The 17,559-nt window shown below is 69.8% G+C and carries 13 protein-coding genes; 11 read left to right on the top strand and 2 right to left on the bottom strand.

Going from position 1 to position 17,559, the window contains the following annotated elements; all coding sequences use genetic code 11:
- Positions 1-289 precede the first annotated feature (289 nt).
- Positions 290-2,371 carry an excinuclease ABC subunit UvrB gene (gene uvrB, locus QM633_RS11270; RefSeq protein ID WP_415153853.1) on the top strand — a complete coding sequence of 694 codons (2,082 nt, stop codon included), beginning with the start codon at positions 290-292 and terminating at the stop codon, positions 2,369-2,371.
- Between the two features lie 103 nt (positions 2,372-2,474).
- On the top strand, positions 2,475-3,449 hold the full coding sequence (locus tag QM633_RS11275; protein ID WP_415153854.1) for a TerC family protein: 975 nt from the start codon (positions 2,475-2,477) through the stop codon (positions 3,447-3,449).
- Here the strand turns inward: QM633_RS11275 and QM633_RS11280 are convergent.
- Positions 3,438-4,145: a maleylpyruvate isomerase family mycothiol-dependent enzyme gene (locus QM633_RS11280; RefSeq protein ID WP_415153855.1), complete on the bottom strand. Its 708-nt coding sequence runs from the start codon at positions 4,143-4,145 to the stop codon at positions 3,438-3,440. The genes QM633_RS11275 and QM633_RS11280 overlap by 12 nt on opposite strands.
- 81 nt (positions 4,146-4,226) lie before the next feature.
- On the opposite strand from QM633_RS11280, the gene uvrA reads away from it, so the two are divergent.
- Positions 4,227-7,121: an excinuclease ABC subunit UvrA gene (uvrA, locus tag QM633_RS11285; protein WP_415153856.1), complete on the top strand. Its 2,895-nt coding sequence runs from the start codon at positions 4,227-4,229 to the stop codon at positions 7,119-7,121.
- 63 nt (positions 7,122-7,184) lie between these two features.
- Here the strand turns inward: uvrA and QM633_RS11290 are convergent, their stop codons facing one another.
- Complete coding sequence (locus QM633_RS11290) at positions 7,185-7,598, bottom strand: Rieske (2Fe-2S) protein (protein WP_415153857.1); 414 nt, start codon at positions 7,596-7,598, stop codon at positions 7,185-7,187.
- Between the two features lie 553 nt (positions 7,599-8,151).
- Between QM633_RS11290 and QM633_RS11295 the strand changes: the two genes are divergently transcribed.
- The 8 genes from QM633_RS11295 (at position 8,152) to tpiA (ending at position 17,504) form a co-directional block, all read left to right on the top strand.
- The gene (locus QM633_RS11295; protein ID WP_415153858.1) at positions 8,152-9,123 is read left to right on the top strand and encodes a hypothetical protein; all 972 of its coding nucleotides are present in this window, start codon (positions 8,152-8,154) and stop codon (positions 9,121-9,123) included.
- A gap of 180 nt (positions 9,124-9,303) precedes the next feature.
- Positions 9,304-11,262 carry an excinuclease ABC subunit UvrC gene (uvrC, locus tag QM633_RS11300; RefSeq protein WP_415153859.1) on the top strand — a complete coding sequence of 653 codons (1,959 nt, stop codon included), beginning with the start codon at positions 9,304-9,306 and terminating at the stop codon, positions 11,260-11,262.
- A 25-nt stretch (positions 11,263-11,287) separates the two neighbouring features.
- A complete protein-coding gene (gene rapZ, locus QM633_RS11305; protein ID WP_415153860.1) occupies positions 11,288-12,157 on the top strand; it encodes an RNase adapter RapZ in 870 nt (289 codons plus the stop codon).
- A 74-nt stretch (positions 12,158-12,231) separates the two neighbouring features.
- Positions 12,232-13,185 carry a gluconeogenesis factor YvcK family protein gene (locus QM633_RS11310; RefSeq protein ID WP_415153861.1) on the top strand — a complete coding sequence of 318 codons (954 nt, stop codon included), beginning with the start codon at positions 12,232-12,234 and terminating at the stop codon, positions 13,183-13,185.
- A 51-nt stretch (positions 13,186-13,236) separates the two neighbouring features.
- Entirely contained in the window at positions 13,237-14,223 is a 987-nt protein-coding gene (whiA, locus tag QM633_RS11315) for a DNA-binding protein WhiA (protein ID WP_415153862.1), read from the top strand.
- 200 nt (positions 14,224-14,423) lie between these two features.
- The gene (gap, locus tag QM633_RS11320) at positions 14,424-15,428 is read left to right on the top strand and encodes a type I glyceraldehyde-3-phosphate dehydrogenase (RefSeq protein WP_415153863.1); all 1,005 of its coding nucleotides are present in this window, start codon (positions 14,424-14,426) and stop codon (positions 15,426-15,428) included.
- A gap of 86 nt (positions 15,429-15,514) precedes the next feature.
- On the top strand, positions 15,515-16,720 hold the full coding sequence (locus tag QM633_RS11325; RefSeq protein ID WP_415153864.1) for a phosphoglycerate kinase: 1,206 nt from the start codon (positions 15,515-15,517) through the stop codon (positions 16,718-16,720).
- A 1-nt stretch (position 16,721) separates the two neighbouring features.
- Positions 16,722-17,504, top strand: a complete 783-nt coding sequence (tpiA, locus tag QM633_RS11330) for a triose-phosphate isomerase (RefSeq protein ID WP_415153865.1) — start codon at positions 16,722-16,724, stop codon at positions 17,502-17,504.
- Positions 17,505-17,559: the final 55 nt, after the last annotated feature.

Below are 17,559 nucleotides of genomic sequence, written 5' to 3' on the forward strand. Positions count from 1 at the left end.
ACACCCCTGACAGCAGCTTCAGCGACGTCGACAAGATGCTCGGGGTGGTCCTGGGCACGCAGGCGGCCGGCTAGGAGGCTGCTGATCAATGCTGTTCCGAGCGAGGACGTGCCGGGCGGGATGAGCTGCAAGGCCACATCTTGTGGGTGATAGTGGTCCTATGCCCCAAGGTGTGGCCGCAGCAGATCGCCCGATCCGGCGCGCCGCAGCCGGGACATGATTGTTCAGCGGTCTCCTAGGAGGCTGGCCCGCGAGGGTCGTGTCGGGGGCGAGACCTATGCTCGTCGTTGTGCGACCAGTGACCGATGTCCAGCGCCGGGTGGCGCCCTTCCACGTGGTGGCCGACTTCGCGCCGGCGGGCGACCAGCCGGCGGCGATCGACGACCTCCAGCGCCGCCTCGAGGCCGGCGAGAACGACGTGGTCCTGCTCGGCGCCACCGGCACGGGCAAGACGGCGACGGTGGCCTGGCTGGCCGAGCGGCTGCAACGTCCGATGCTGGTGATGCAGCCCAACAAGACGCTCGCCGCGCAGTTCGCCAACGAGTTGCGGCAGTTCTTCCCCGACAACGCCGTGGAGTACTTCGTCTCGTACTACGACTACTACCAGCCGGAGGCGTACGTCCCCCAGACCGACACCTACATCGAGAAGGACTCCTCGCTGAACGAGGAGGTCGAGCGGCTCCGCCACTCGGCCACGAACTCGTTGCTGACCAGGCGCGACGTGATCGTCGTCGCCACCGTGTCCGCCATCTACGGCCTCGGCACGCCGCAGGAGTACGTCGACCGCATGGTCCGCCTTCGCCGTGGCGAGGAGATCGACCGCGACACCCTGCTCCGCCGGCTCGTCGACATCCAGTACGTGCGCAACGACCTCGCCGCGACCCGCGGGACGTTCCGCGTCCACGGCGACACGGTGGAGGTGTTCCCGATGTACGAGGAGCATGCGGTCAGGGTGGAGTTCTTCGGTGACGAGATCGAGGCGCTGTCCACCCTGCACCCCCTCACCGGAGAGGTGCTCAGCACCGATGCCGAGATCTATGTCTTCCCCGCCTCCCACTACGTGGCCGGTCCGGAGCGGATGGAGCGGGCCATCGGGGAGATCGAGGCCGAGCTCGAGGTGCGGCTGGCCGACCTCGACGCGGAGGGCAAGCTGCTGGAGTCACAGCGACTGCGGATGCGGACCGGCTACGACATCGAGATGATGCGCCAGATCGGCACCTGTTCCGGCATCGAGAACTACTCCCGCCACATCGACGGACGCGGCGCCGGGTCGGCGCCGAACTGCCTCCTGGACTACTTCCCGGAGGATTTCCTGCTGGTGGTCGACGAGTCGCACGTGACGATCCCGCAGATCGGCGGGATGTACGAAGGGGACATGTCCCGCAAGCGGACGCTCGTCGAGCACGGCTTCCGGCTGCCCTCCGCGATGGACAACCGTCCGCTGCGCTGGGAGGAGTTCGTCGAGCGGATCGGCCAGACCGTGTACCTGTCGGCCACCCCCGGCCCGTACGAGCTGGCGAAGTCTGACGGCTTCGTCGAGCAGTTGATCCGGCCCACCGGTCTGGTCGATCCCGAGATCGTCGTGAAGCCCACGAAGGGTCAGATCGACGACCTGATGGCAGAGATCCGCCTGCGCACCGAGCTCAACGAACGGGTGCTGGTCACCACCCTGACCAAGAAGATGGCGGAGGACCTCACCGACTACCTGATGGAGAACGGCGTCCGGACCCAGTACCTGCACTCCGAGGTGGACACGCTGCGGCGCATCGAGCTCCTCCGCGAGCTCAGGCTGGGCAGCTACGACGTCCTGGTGGGCATCAACCTGCTCCGCGAAGGCCTGGATCTCCCCGAGGTCAGCCTCGTCTCGATCCTCGACGCCGACAAGGAGGGCTTCCTGCGCAGCGAGCGCTCGTTGATCCAGACCATCGGGCGCGCGGCCCGCAACGTGGCCGGCCAGGTGCACATGTACGCCGACCGGATCACGCCGTCGATGGCCGCGGCGATCGACGAGACCAACCGGCGCCGCGAGAAGCAGGTCGCCTACAACACCGAGCGGGGGATCGACCCGCAGCCCCTGCGCAAGAAGATCGCCGACCTCACCGATCTGCTGGCCAGGGAGGACGCGGACACCACCGCCCTGGTCGGCCGCGCGGGCGGCCGGCGCCAGACCAGCCCGGTGCCGCTGTCGGCGGAGAAGAGCCGCGACCTCGGTGCGATGCCGTCCAGCGAACTCGCCGGGCTGATCAGCGAGCTCACCGAGCAGATGCACGGCGCGGCCGCAGAACTCCAGTTCGAGCTGGCCGCACGGCTGCGCGACGAGATCGCCGACCTGAAGAAGACACTCCGCCAGATGCTGGAGGCGACCCGCTGAGAATCCGTCGGCCGACTTTGGCCGCACCCGGCCGGGCTGAGAGAATCGGTGGGTACAGCCGGGACGAGGCGCCCGCCGACGATCCGAGCCGAGGACGAACCGCATGGATGTGACCGCTGAGGTCTGGCTGATCACCATTGCGATCCTCGCCGTCGTGTTCGTGATCGACCTGGTCGTGATCGGGCGGCGTCCGCACGAGCCGTCGATGCGGGAGTGCGGGATCGCGATCGCCGCCTACTCCGGCCTCGCCGTCGTCTTCGGCCTGGGCGTCTGGTACACCGGCGGCCCCCGCTACGCCGGGGAGTTCTTCGCGGGCTGGCTCACCGAGTACAGCCTCAGCGTGGACAACCTGTTCATCTTCGTGATCATCATGGCGAACCTGCGGGTGCCGAGGAAGCTCCAGCAGTTCGCGCTGATGTTCGGCATCGTGCTCGCGCTGGTGTTCCGGGGCATCTTCATCGCCCTCGGTGCGGCGGCCATCGAGCGGTTCAGCTGGGTGTTCTTCGTTTTCGGGGCCTTCCTGATCTACACCGCCGTCAAGCTCTACCTCGACTACCGCGGCGAGGTGGACTCCGACGACGCCACCGACAACGCGGTGATGGCCTGGGTGCGCCGCCGGTTTCCTGCCACCGCCGACTTCCGCGGCACGCGGCTGGTCGTGGTCGAGGGCGGCCGCCGGCTGATCACCCCCATGCTGCTGGTCGTCGTCGCGCTGGGCACGACCGACCTGCTGTTCGCCCTGGACTCCATCCCCGCCATCTACGGGCTCACCCAGGAGCCGTACCTGGTCTTCACGGCCAACGTCTTCGCGCTGATGGGGCTCCGCCAGCTGTACTTCCTGATCGGCGGACTGCTGCAGCGCCTGGTCTACCTCTCGGTGGGGTTGTCGGTGATCCTCGCCTTCATCGGCGTCAAGCTCGTCCTGCACGCCCTGCACGAGTACGGCATCGACGCGGCACTGGGGATCGACCTGGACGTCCCGATCTGGCTCTCGCTGGTCGTGATCATCGCCACGCTGACCGTGACGACGGTCGCGAGCCTGCTGAAATCCCGCAGGGACGCGCGCTCAGGCGAGTAGTCCCGGCTGCAGACCGTCCGCACCGGACACTCCGGACGCGGGCAGCCGGCCGCCCAGCCACGCCCACAGACGCGCATCCGAACCGCTGACCCGGCGCGGCTCGCCATCGCCGCCGAGGTGCGTGGTCAGCGACTCGCCCTCCAGCAGCAGCGAGGGCAGGTCGGCGTCCGCCCGCAGGTCGAGCACCCAGCGCAGCAGCCAGGCAGCCGGGGCCGGGTCGACCACGTCCGGGCTGAGCCCGCAGTCGAGATCGAGGTGGTGCAGGCAGACCTCGTGCAGGCGCCTCAGGGTCGCCGCCGCCAGGGTCGCGTCCCTGCCCTGCAGCACGATCGGCGCGGCCCAGTCGGTGACCTTCTCGATAGCACTCTGGAGCGCACCCGCGCTGGTGTCGAGGTCGATCTGAAGCTCGAGCCCACTGCGGTCCGCGCCGGTCTCGAGCTCCGCCTGGCGTTCGTCGGCCGACACCGGTGCGGGCGGCGGGTCGCCGGCGGCGACGGCGTGGAGGAGCGCGGTGAGGCGGTCGGCGCCGCGGGCGAGGTGGGTCGCGATGTGGGCGCGCGACCAGCCCGGCAGCGGGCTCGGAGCGTGCCACTGCTCGTCGCTCAGGCCGATGGTGAAACCGAGGAGTCGCTGGGTGGCCTCGGCCTTCCAGCGGTGCACGTCCTCCACCGGAATCGACCCGGTGTAGTGGCTCATGGGGCCCAACCTTAGGCCCCGCGGTGGCCACGAGCCACCCCGCAGCGGTCCGTTCCGGGACTGTCTCAGGCACGATCTACCATGAGCGGCGTGAATGACCGGCTGATCGTCCGCGGGGCGCGGGAGCACAACCTGCGCAACATCAACATCGACCTGCCCAGGGATGCCCTGATCGTGTTCACCGGGCTGTCGGGGTCCGGCAAGTCGAGCCTCGCCTTCGACACGATCTTCGCCGAGGGCCAGCGCCGTTACGTCGAGAGCCTCTCCGCCTACGCGCGCCAGTTCCTCGGCCAGATGGACAAGCCCGACGTCGACTTCATCGAGGGCCTCTCGCCGGCGGTGTCGATCGACCAGAAGTCCACCAGTCGCAACCCGCGTTCGACGGTCGGCACGATCACGGAGATCTACGACTACCTCCGCCTGCTCTATGCGCGGGCGGGGCGTCCGCACTGCCCGGTCTGCGGTGAGCCGATCAGCCGGCAGTCGCCGCAGCAGATCGTCGACCGGCTGCTGGCGCTGCCCGAGGGCACCCGGTTCCAGGTGCTGGCGCCGGTCGTGCGCGGCAGGAAGGGCGAGTACGTCGACCTGTTCCGTCAGCTCGCGGGCCAGGGGCTGTCCCGCGTCCGGGTCGACGGCGAGGTCCACCAACTGCTCACCCCGCCGACCCTGGAGAAGCAGAAGAAGCACGCGATCGACGTCATCGTCGACCGGCTCGCCAACAAGCCCAGCATCAAGCAGCGGCTCACCGACTCGGTCGAGACAGCGCTCGGGTTGGCCGGCGGAGTCGTCTCGATCGACTTCGTCGACCTGGCGCAGGACGATCCGGGCAGGGAACGGCGGTACTCCGAGAAGCTGGCCTGCCCGAACGACCACGACATCTCCGTGGAGGAACTGGAGCCCCGCCAGTTCTCGTTCAACGGGCCGTGGGGGGCGTGTCCGGCCTGCTCGGGTCTCGGCACGCGCATGGAGGTCGACGTAGAGTTGGTCGTCCCCGACACGGGCAAGAGCCTCGCCGACGGTGCGATCGGGATGTGGCAGACGCCGTACCTGGCCGGCTATTTCCAGAACCTGTTCGTCGCACTCGCCGAGCAGGAGGGGTTCTCGGTGAACACCCCGTGGGAGCAGCTGCCCGCTCGCGTCCAGGGCCTGCTGCTGATGGGCGTCCCGCACGCCCTGACCGTCCACAGCCGCACCCGGCACGGCAGGGAACACACCTACCGTGCCAAGTACGAGGGCGCCGTGCCCTACATCCGGCGCAGGCACGCGGAGGCGGAGTCGGACACGGCGCGGGAGCGGTACGCCGGCTATATGCGCGAGGTGCCCTGCCTGACCTGCAAGGGCGCCCGGCTCAAGCCGACCTCGCTGGCGGTCACCGTCAGCGGCAAGAACATCGCAGAGGTGTCGGCGATGGCGATCGACGAGGTGGCGGCCTTCATGCGCGACCTCCAGCTCAGCGAGCGTGAAGCGCAGATCGCCGAGCGGGTGGTCAAGGAGATCAACGAGCGACTCCGCTTCCTCCTGGACGTCGGTCTCAACTACCTCTCGCTGTCCCGGCCGTCGGGCAGCCTCTCCGGCGGCGAGGCGCAGCGGATCCGGCTGGCGACGCAGATCGGGTCGGGGCTGGTCGGCGTCCTGTACGTCCTCGACGAGCCGTCCATCGGCCTTCACCAGCGCGACAACCGGCGCCTGATCGACACGCTGATCCGGCTGCGCGAGCTGGGCAACACGCTGATCGTCGTGGAGCACGACGAGGACACGATCCGCACGGCGGACTGGGCGGTCGACATCGGCCCGGGGGCGGGGGAGCACGGCGGCGAGGTGATCGTGTCCGGCCCGGTGGAGGAGTTGCTCGCGAGCACCCGCTCGCTGACCGGCGCGTACCTGTCCGGCCGCAGGTCGATCCCGATGCCGACGCGCCGCCGGACCGGTGACGGCAAGGCGATCACCGTGCGGGGCGCCACGGAGCACAACCTGCGCAGGATCGACGTGTCGTTCCCCCTCGGCAAGCTGATCTCCGTCACGGGGGTCTCCGGGTCGGGCAAGTCGTCGCTGGTGAACAGCATCCTGTACACGGCGCTGGCGAAGAAGCTCTACAACGCGCACGCCGTCCCGGGCCGGCACTCCTCGATCACCGGGACCGAGCACATCGACAAGAGCATTCACGTCGACCAGTCACCGATCGGGCGGACGCCGCGGTCGAACCCCGCGACGTACACCGGAGTCTTCGACCGGATCAGGAAGCTGTTCGCCGAGACGCCCGAGGCCAAGGTGCGTGGCTACCAGCCGGGCCGGTTCTCGTTCAACGTGAAGGGTGGACGCTGCGAGAACTGCGCGGGCGACGGCACCATCAAGATCGAGATGAACTTCCTTCCGGACGTCTACGTCCCCTGCGAGGTCTGCCACGGCGCGCGGTACAACCGGGAGACCCTCGAGGTGCACTACAAGGGCAGGACGATCGCCGAGGTGCTCGACATGCCGATCGAGGAGGCGGTGGAGTTCTTCGCCCCGATCCAGGCGATCGCCCGGCACCTGCGCACGCTGGTCGACGTCGGGCTCGGCTACGTGCGGCTCGGCCAGCCGGCCACCACCCTGTCCGGGGGCGAGGCCCAGCGGGTGAAGCTGGCGGCCGAGCTGCAGCGGCGTTCGACCGGCCGCACCTTCTACGTGCTGGACGAGCCGACCACGGGCCTGCACTTCGAGGACATCCGCCGGCTCCTCGAGGTGCTCCAGTCGCTGGTCGACAAGGGCAACACGGTGGTGGTGATCGAGCACAACCTCGACGTGATCAAGGCCTCCGACTGGGTGATCGACCTCGGCCCGGAGGGCGGCTCGCGCGGGGGCCTCGTGATTGCGGAGGGCACGCCCGAGGAGGTGGCCGCGAACCCGGCCTCCTACACCGGGGCGTTCCTCCGGCCGATCCTGGAGGGCCACGCGGTGGCGGTCGGCGAGGAGCCCGACCTGCTCAGCGCGGGCTGAGGCCCGCTGCGCGGTCGTGGGTTCTCCCTGCTGAGCCACGCCGGCGAACGTGCGGCGAGGGGCTCAGCTGATCGTCAGAGTGTCACCGCTGAGCGTCACGGTCGCCGCGGTGAGCGCCTTGGTCGCGGGTCCGTGGATCACCGAGCCGTCGGACAAGGAGTAGGTGCTGCCGTGGTGCAGGCAGACGATCGCGGCGTCGGTCACCTCGCCGACCGGGAGGCCCTGGTGGGTACAGATGTAGCTGAACGCCTCGTAGGTGCCGGCGGTGGGCTGGGTGACCACGTAGGGGGCGACGATCTTTCCCGAGCCGACCGGGATGTCGGCCGCGTTCACGGTCACCGGCCCTGACGAACCGGAGCCACCGGAGGTGGCCGATTCGGACCCTGCGGCGGCGCAGCCGCCGAGGCAGAGCGTCACCGCGGCGAGTCCGGCGGAGTTCAGGACCGTGCGACGGGTCGGGTTCGGCGGGGGAGTCATGCGGGCCTCCTGTCGGCGGGTCTGCAGGAATGGTAGAACCTTCAACCAGGCTCCCGGCTGTGCTGGTCCTGTGAATCCCGGGTGACCGTCCCGGCCCGGATCGGCGGCACGCCTGCGACCGTCACACCATTCCCCGGGGACGGTTCTGTTCCGGTTCGTTGGTGTGTCCCTGTTCCGGTTCGGGGGACGGTTCTGTTCCGGTTCGTTGGTGTCCCCATTCCAGTTCGGGGGACGGTTCTGTTCCCGTTCGCTGGTGTGTCCCTATTCCGGTTCGGGGGACGGTTCTGTTCCCGTTCGCTGGTGTGTCCCTATTCCGGTTCGGCAGACGGTTCTGTTCCGGTTCGTTGGTGTGTCCCCATTCCGGTTCGGCAGACGGCTCCGCGAACGAACCGCCGCCCGTCCTGCGCAGCGACCATCGCCCCACCGGACGGAGAGCTGCCCCGCCGGCTCGGCCGTTGCCGACGACGCCTGCCTCGATTGCCCACGCCCGGATACTGCCGCGACGGCGCTGCGCGGGGCTACCATTCCGACACCGTTCGGGTGGGGGGACAAGATGGCCGAACCGCAGGTGCCGCCGCAGCGCGAGCCCGATCCGGGCCGTCCTCCCTCGCTGGAGAGCAAGGACTGGCTGGGCGCGGGCGGCTCGGTGCTCGCGATCGCGCTCTCCGTCCTCGGGCTCAACCGCGAGCCCGCCTTCCGGGCCTGGGCGGTCGGCCTCATGCTCCTCGCCGCAGGCACCGGCATGGCGGCGATCCTGATTCCCCGGTACCGCCGGGTCACGACGGCCGCGGCCGTCCTTCTCGTCGTGGCGTCGGTCGGCGTCCTGACTCTCGCTCCCGAACCCACCGCCCCGGTGGCCGCCGCCTCGCCGTCCCCCGGGCCGCACCTGAGCCTCGGCCAGGTGGACGTGGTCGCTCCCGACGGCGGGGGGTCGGTCGCGACGCTCGACATCACGGTTCGCAACGACGGCTCCGAGCTCGCCGTCCTCACCGGCGTCGAGCTCACCATCGACGGCTTCGGCTACCTCCCGCCGTGTCTGTCCGGCAGCAACCTGGAGGTCACCGGGAAGTACTCGGCCTCCTTGCCGGACGACCCCAGGCCCGGGCAGGTCGTCCGGGTCACCCTCCACCAGCAGGTGGAGCCGGGTGCCGCCGACCGGTTCACTGTCGGGCTCAGGGCTCCCGCGACGCACGGCGGCGTGGAGGCACCGATCAGTTCCTACCTCTACCTGATGCGCGTCGCGGTCGTGCAGGACGCCGCCGGGTCCGTGGTCGCCGCCGGTGAGGTGCTGGTGGACGCGGGCAGCCCGCTCGACACCAACGGCACCTTCTACTTCGGCGTGCCGCGGGACGCCACGGCGCTCGACGTCGGCACCGAAGGGCTCTGCGGCGGCGAGACGTCCTGCGTCCGCGCCCAGGTCGCCTGCTGGAACGCCAACCGGGCCACGCTGCTGCCGCTGCTCGCCGTGCCGGCCACCCGCTCCGAGGGCGGGAACGCCGCGGCCGCGGCCCTGGACGTCGGGTAGGGCGGAGCGTCGGTCCCGCCACGCACCTGTCGTGATCTGGCCACCCGAACTCGCAGGTGTGACCACTGGGGAGATTGGGACGCGCAGAGCGGCCAGATCGCGACAGGGCGGCTGTGAATGCTGAACCGCGGACGTCGGTGCCGGTGCCTATGCTGGCTCGGGTGAGGGACGCGAGGCACCATGGCTGATCCGGCGAGCTATCGTCCCGCGACCGGCACGATCCCCACCGGCCCGGGCGTGTACCGCTTCAGCGACACCGATGGCCGGGTGATCTACGTCGGCAAGGCGATCAACCTGCGCCAACGGCTGAACTCCTACTTCGCCGACCCCGCAGCGCTCCATTTCCGCACCCAGACGATGGTGCGTACGGCCAATCGGGTGGAGTGGACGCTGGTGCGCAACGAACTGGAGGCGCTCCAGCTCGAGTACACGTGGATCAAGCAGTACGAGCCCCGGTTCAACATCAAGTACCGCGACGACAAGTCCTACCCGTGGGTGGCGGTGACCTGGTCGGAGGAGTTCCCCCGGGTCTTCGTCGGCAGGGGGAGCAAACGCAAGGGCACCCGCTACTTCGGACCGTACGCGCAGGCATGGGCGATCCGGGACACGATCGACTCGCTGCTGCGGGTGTTCCCGATGCGCTCCTGCACGAAGGGTGTGTTCAACAGTGCGCACGCGTCCGGCCGGCCCTGCCTGATGGGCTACATCGGCAAGTGCGCCGCACCCTGCGTGGGACGCATCGACGCCGAGCACCACCGCGCGCTGGTCCAGGACGTCTGCGACTTCCTCGCCGGCCGGACCCAGGCGCTGGTGCGGCGGCTGGAGACCGACATGCAGATCGCCTCCACCAACCTGGAGTACGAGCGGGCCGCCGTGATCCGCGACCAGCTGGCCGCACTGCGGCAGGCCACGGAACGGAACGCGATCGTGCTCGGCGACGGGACCGACGCCGACGTTGTCGCCCTCGCCGAGGATCCGCTCGAGGTCTCGGTGCAGGTCTTCCACGTCCGGGACGGACGCGTCCGCGGCGAGCGTGGCTGGGTGGCGGAGCGCAGCGACGATGCCGGCACCGGCGAACTGCTCGAACAGTTCCTGCTCCAGCTGTACGCCGACACCGATGCGGACGCGATGCCGCCCCAGGTGCTGCTCCCCGAGCTGCCGGCGTCCGCGGAGGTGCTCGCCCAGCTGCTCGGCGAGCAGCGCGGAGCACGGGTGCGGTTGAAGGTGCCGCAGCGCGGCGACAAGGCGGCCCTGCTGCAGACCGCCGCCCGCAACGCCGCCGACGCCCTCGCCCTGCACAAGATCCGCAGGGCCAGCGACCTGTCCACCCGGAACCGTGCGCTGGAGGAGCTGCAGGAGGCGCTCGACCTGCCCCAGGTCCCGCTGCGGATCGAGTGCTACGACATCTCACACATCCAGGGCACCGAGGTCGTCGCCTCGATGGTGGTCTTCGAGGACGGGCTGGCGCGAAAGAGTGAGTACCGCCGGTTCGTCATCCGCACCGTCGAGGGCAGCAACGACGTGGGTGCCATGCGCGAGGTGATCACGCGCCGGTTCACCCGCCTGCTCGACGAGCGCAGGCGGGCCGACCAGGCCGAGAACGAGTCGGGCCCGATGCTGGTCGACCCGACGACCGGCGCACCGAGGAAGTTCGCCTACACGCCCAGCCTGGTCGTCGTGGACGGCGGCGCGCCCCAGGTCGCCGCCGCCGGAGCGGCGCTCGCCGACCTCGGCATCGTCGATGTCGCCCTGTGCGGTCTGGCCAAGCGACTGGAGGAGGTGTGGCTGCCCGGAGAGGAGTACCCGCTCATCCTTCCCCGGACGAGCGAGGGTCTCTACCTGCTCCAGCGGGTGCGGGACGAGGCGCACCGGTTCGCGATCACCCACCACCGCGGACGGCGCAGCGCATCCATGGTGGAGTCGCTCCTCGACGATGTCCCCGGCCTCGGAGAGATCCGGCGCAAGGCCCTGATCCGCTACTTCGGGTCGCTGCGCAAGCTTCGGTCGGCGACCGTCGAGCAGCTGGCCGAGGTGCCGGGGATCGGCCCGCGCACCGCCGTGGCCATCAAGGAGGCGCTGGCAGAGCAGGAGATCCCGGTCGCGATCAACATGTCGACGGGCGAGGTCATCGAACAGTGAGGCCCGGTCCGGCGATAATGAGCGCATGAACGACCTCGCACCGCCGGTCACCCTCCTGGTCGTCACCGGGATGTCGGGGGCCGGCCGGCGGACGGCAGGACACGCCCTGGAGGACCTCGGCTGGTTCGTCGTCGACAACCTCCCCCCGAGCATGCTGCCCGAGCTCATCGAGGTCAGCCGGGAGCGCCAGTTCAGCCGGGTGGCGGTCCTCCTCGACGTTCGCAGCAGGTCGGACTTCCGAAAGATCCCCGAGGTGTTCGCCCGGCTCGGCGAGACCGGGGTCGTGCCGGAGATCCTGTTCCTGGACGCGAGCGACGCCACCATCGTGCGGCGCCAGGAGTCGGTGCGCCGGCCGCTGCCGCTGCAGGGATCGGGACGGCTCCTGGACGGCATCCAGAAGGAGCGCAAGATGCTGGCGGGGCTGCGGGGGAGCGCGGACCTGGTCATCGACACCACCGCGATCAACATCCACGAGCTGACTGCACGTGTCGCCGAGGCCTACGCGGAGCCCGACGAGACCGACCTGACGGTGACCCTGATGTCGTTCGGGTTCAAGAACGGCCTCCCGATCGACGCCGACATGGTCTTCGACGTCCGCTTCCTGCCGAACCCGCACTGGGTCCCTGCGCTGCGTCCGCAGACGGGCCTGGCCCAGCCGGTATCGGCCTACGTGCTCGGCCAGCCCGACGCCGGGCCGTTCCTCGATCACGTCCTCGGCGTCGTCGACCTGGTTCGTCCGGGCTACGTCAGGGAGGGCAAGCGGCACGCCACGGTCGCGATCGGCTGTACCGGCGGAAAGCACCGCTCGACGGCGATGGTGGAGGAGCTGGCCAGAAGACTCGGCGCCCAGGGTGTGCGCACGGAGGTCGTGCACCGCGACCTCGGCCAGGAGTAGTCGGTCCGCATGATCACGCCTCGACATTCTCCTCCCGGCCTGCGCCCCGCGGGGCAATGCCGCGAGAGCTCCGGATGAACGCCTTCTCGCCGCCGCCCAAGGTCGTCGCCTTCGGCGGTGGCCACGGTCTGGCGGCCAGCCTCACCGCACTGCGGCAGCTCACCCATCGCCTGACCGCCGTCGTGACCGTCGCCGACGACGGCGGCTCGTCGGGACGGCTGCGGCAGGAGTTCCCGATCCTGCCGCCCGGTGACCTGCGGATGGCACTCGCCGCCCTGTGCGGTGACGACGCGGTGGGTCGGGCGTGGGCGGAGGTGCTCCAGTCCCGGTTCCCCGGCGAGGGCCCGCTGGGCGGTCACAGCATCGGCAACCTGTTGATCGCGGGGCTGTGGCAGCAGCTCGACGACCCGGTCGACGGGCTGGACATGGTGGGCCAGATGCTGCACGTCGAGGGACGGGTGCTGCCGATGGCGGCCGTGCCGCTGGTGATCGAGGCGGACGTGATCGGGGCCGACCCGGACCGTCCGGACGAGCCGAGCCTCGTGGTCGGTCAGGAGGCGGTCGCGCTCGCCACGGGGGAGATCGCCGACGTGCGCCTGCTGCCCTCCGACCCACCGGCCGTCCGCGAGGCGATCGCAGCGATCATGGCCGCCGACCACCTCGTGCTGGGCCCTGGCTCCTGGTACTCCTCGGTGCTGCCGCACCTGCTCGTGCCCGAGTTGCGCGAGGCGCTCCTGGTCTCGCCCGCCCAGCGGATCCTCACCATGAACCTCGCGCCGACCGAGGACGAGACGCCGTCCTACACGGCATCCCGGCACCTGGAGGTGCTGGCCCAGCATGCGCCGGGACTGCGCCTCGACGTGGTCGTCGCCGACCCGTCCTTCGCCGCCGGCGATCCGCACCTGGCCACCTGGGCGGCTGCGCTCGGCGCCCGGCTGGTGGTCGCACCGGTGAGGGTGCGGGACGGCTCGGCCCGGCACGACCCCTATCTCCTGGCGTCGGTGTATGCCGGGATCATGGGTCTGTAGGCTGAGCCCACCCGAACCCCGATCCCGGCGAAAGGCAGTTGGCGAACGACCATGGCGATGACGCAGCAGGTGAAGTCCGAGCTCGCCACCCTGGAGGTGACGAAGCCCGAGCTCCGCAAGGCAGAGGTTGCCGCACTGCTGAGGTTCGCCAACGGGCTGCACATCGCCGGTGGGCGGATCGTGGTCGAGGCGGAACTCGACACCGGCGCGGCGGCCCGGCGGCTGCGGACGGCGATCGCCGAGCTGTTCGGCTTCACCTCCGAGTTCGTCGTGATCACGGGCAGCGGCCTGCGCCGCGGGACCCGCTACGTCGTGCGGCTGATCAGGGACGGGGAGTCGCTCGCGCGGCAGACCGGCCTGATCGATCCCCGCGGGCGTCCGGTCCGTGGTCTCCCCGTCCAGGTGGTGAACGGCGGCCTGGAGGTCTCCGTCGCCGCGTGGCGGGGTGCCTTCCTCGCCCACGGCTCGCTGACCGAGCCGGGCCGTTCGATGGCGCTCGAGGTGACCTGCCCCGGCTCGGAGGCCGCGCTCGCGCTGGTCGGAGCCGCGCGTCGGCTCGGGATCAGCGCCAAGGCCCGCGAGGTGCGGGGGATCGACCGGGTGGTGATCCGGGACGGAGACGCGATCGCGGCCATGCTCACCCGGCTCGGCGCGCACGAGACCGTGCTGGCCTGGGAGGACCGCAGGATGCGCCGGGAGGTGCGTGCGTCCGCCAACCGCCTGGCCAACTTCGACGACGCGAACCTGCGCCGCTCCGCCCGGGCGGCCGTGGCGGCCGGCGCGCGGGTCAAGCGGGCGCTGGAGATCCTCGGAGACGACATCCCCGACCACCTTCTCGAGGCGGGACGGCTGCGGCTGGAGCACAAGCAGGCGAGTCTTGAGGAGCTCGGCCAGCTGCACGTTCCTCCGCTGACCAAGGACGCGGTCGCCGGCCGGATCCGCCGGCTGCTGGCCACGGCGGACAAGCGCGCGGCAGAGCTCGGCATTCCGAACACCGAAGCAGGACTGAGCCAGGACCTGCTAGACGACGACGCGTGAACGGCGTCAGCCGGGTGAGCGGAGGAGTCTCGACGGACAGCGCGCCAGCACGTTCCGGAGCACTCGACCGGGGTGGTTTGCACGTTGGTCCGCACTCGCGGCCCCGGTAACCGCCTCCCGACGGAAACGCTAGGGTGGATCCCGAACGCGGCTGCGCTGACGCCTGCCGCTGGACCTCTCGTAAAGGAGACCCCTTCAACATGACCGTCAAGGTTGGCATCAACGGCTTCGGCCGGATCGGCCGCAACTACTTCCGCGCCCTGGTGGCTTCGGGCGCCGATCTCGACGTGGTGGCCGTCAACGACCTCACCGACAACAAGACGCTCGCCCAGCTGCTGAAGTACGACTCTATCCTGGGTCGCTTCCCCGGCGAGGTCACCTACGACGAGACCGCGCTCTACGTCGACGGCAAGCAGATCAAGGCGTTCGAGGAGCGCGACCCGGCCAATCTGCCCTGGGGTGAGCTCGGCGTCGACATCGTGATCGAGTCGACCGGCTTCTTCACCGACGCGACCAAGGCGAAGGCACACCTCGACGCGGGCGCCAAGAAGGTGCTCATCTCCGCTCCGGCGAAGAACGAGGACATCACCATCGTCATGGGTGTGAACGACTCCCTGTACGACCCGGCCGCGCACAACATCATCTCCAACGCGTCCTGCACCACGAACTGCCTGGCCCCGCTGGCCAAGGCGCTGAACGACGGCATCGGCATCGTCAAGGGCCTGATGACCACCATCCACGCCTACACGCAGGACCAGAACCTGCAGGACGCCCCGCACAAGGATCTGCGTCGCGCCCGCGCCGCCGCCCTGAACATCGTCCCCACCACCACCGGTGCGGCCAAGGCCGTCGCCCTGGTGCTGCCGGAGCTGAAGGGCAAGCTGGACGGCTACGCGCTGCGCGTCCCGGTGCCGACGGGCTCGGTGACCGACCTCACCTTCGAGGCCAGCCGCGAGACCACCGTCGAGGAGATCAACGCGATCGTCAAGGCTGCGGCCGAGGGCCCGCTCAAGGGCATCCTCGAGTACAGCGAGGACCCGATCGTCAGCAAGGACATCGAGACCTACCCGCTGTCCTCCATCTTCGACGCGCCGCTGACCAAGGTCATCGGCAACCAGGTCAAGGTCGTCTCCTGGTACGACAACGAGTGGGGCTACTCCAACCGGCTGGTCGACCTGACCGTGCTGGTCGGCTCGAAGCTCTGACCTGACTCCAGGCACATCGGGCCGGCTCGCGTCATCAGGCGCGGGTCGGCCCGCTGCATGAAACCAGCAACAAGAAAGGCCGAGTAGTGAAGTCCGTATCCGACCTCGGAGACCTCCGGGGCAAGCGGGTCCTGATCCGCTGTGATTTCAACGTGCCGCTGGACGGCGACACCATCACCGACGATGGTCGCATCCGCGCGGCCCTCCCCACGCTGAACTTCCTGAAGGACGCCGGCGCGAAGGTGGTCATCATGGCCCACCTCGGCCGTCCCAAGGGGCAGGTGAACCCCGCGTACTCCCTGGCGCCGGCCGCCCGGCGGCTGGCCGAGCTGATCGGCACCGAGGTGCACCTGGCCGGCGACGTGGTCGGGGAGAGCGCCCGGGCGACCGTGACCGCGCTGGCCGATGGCGAGATCGCGATGCTGGAGAACGTTCGCTACGAGCCCGCGGAGGAGTCCAAGGTCGACGCCGAACGCGAGGAGCTCGCCGAGAAGTACGCCGGCCTGGCCGACGTGTTCGTCTCCGACGGCTTCGGCGTGGTGCACCGCAAGCAGGCCTCTGTCTACGACGTCGCCAAGCTGTTGCCAAACGCGGCCGGCTTCCTCGTCGCGAAGGAGGTCGAGGTGCTGAAGAAGCTGACCGAGAGCCCGGCCAGCCCGTACGTCGTCGTCCTCGGCGGCGCCAAGGTGGCCGACAAGCTGGCCGTCATCGACAACCTGCTGAAGGTCGCCGACACCCTGATCATCGGTGGCGGCATGGCCTACACGTTCCTGAAGGCGAAGGGCTACGAGGTCGGCACCTCGCTGCTCGACGCGGAGAAGGTCGAGACCTGCGCGGGCTACCTCGAGCAGGCCCAGGCCGCGGGCAAGCAGATCCTGCTGCCGGTGGACACGCGCGTCGTCGAGGTCCTGGACTTCCCCCACCGCTCGGCCAGCGAGGTCACGGTCGTGGACTCCGACCAGATCCCCGCCGACCAGCAGGGGGCGGACATCGGCCCGAAGACCGAGTCGCTGTTCGCCGGCGCGATCGCGGGCGCGGCCACCGTCTTCTGGAACGGCCCGATGGGCGTGGCGGAGATCCCGTCCCTGGCCAGCGGCACCGAGGCGGTCGCGAAGGCTCTCGCCGAGACCTCGGGGTTCACGGTCGTCGGCGGTGGCGACTCGGCCGCGGCCGTCCGCAACCTCGGGTTCGCCGACGACGCCTTCGGGCACATCTCGACCGGCGGCGGCGCGTCGCTGGAGTACCTGGAGGGCAAAGTGCTCCCCGGCCTGGCTGTCCTGGAAGGGGAGTGACATGGCCCGCACACCACTGATGGCCGGCAACTGGAAGATGAACCTGAACCACGTCGAGGCGACCGGCCTGGTGCAGAAGCTGGCGTGGACCCTGGCGGACGCCAAGTACGAGGCCGAGAAGTCCGAGGCCGCGGTGATCGTCCCGTTCACCGACATCCGCACCGTCCAGACCCTGGTCGAGGGCGACAAGCTGCCGCTGAAGTTCGGCGCGCAGGACGTCTCCGCCCATGCGTCCGGCGCGTACACCGGCGAGGTGTCGGCGGACATGCTGGCCAAGCTGAACTGCAGCTACGTGGTGGTCGGTCACTCCGAGCGGCGCGAGTACCACGGCGAGACCGACGAGCTGATCGGCGCCAAGGCGAAGGTGGTGTTCGAGGCCGGCATGACGCCGATCATCTGCTGCGGGGAGGTACTGGAGATCCGCAAGGCCGGCACCCACGTCGAGCACGTGCTCGGCCAGGTGAAGGTGTGCCTGGCGCCGCTGACCGCCGAGCAGGTGGCCGCGGCCGTGATCGCCTATGAGCCGGTCTGGGCGATCGGCACCGGCGAGGTGGCGACCCCCGAGGATGCGCAGGAGGTCTGCGGTGCGATCCGTGGTTACGTCGCCGAGGCCTTCGGGGCCGACGCGGCCGACGCGGTCCGTATCCAGTACGGCGGCTCGGTCAAGGCCGGCAACGTCGTCGAGATCATGGCGCAGCCCGACGTGGACGGCGCCCTGGTCGGTGGAGCGAGCCTGTCCGCCGACGAGTTCGCGAAGATCGTCCTGTTCTACTCCGCTGCCTGAGCGCTGACGATCGCATCGAGGGCCACCCGTCGAGGCGGGTGGCCCTCCCGCATCC

Origin of the sequence: Propionicimonas sp., from assembly GCF_047606205.1 — a bacterium.
In the GTDB taxonomy this organism is placed as follows: domain Bacteria; phylum Actinomycetota; class Actinomycetes; order Propionibacteriales; family Propionibacteriaceae; genus Propionicimonas.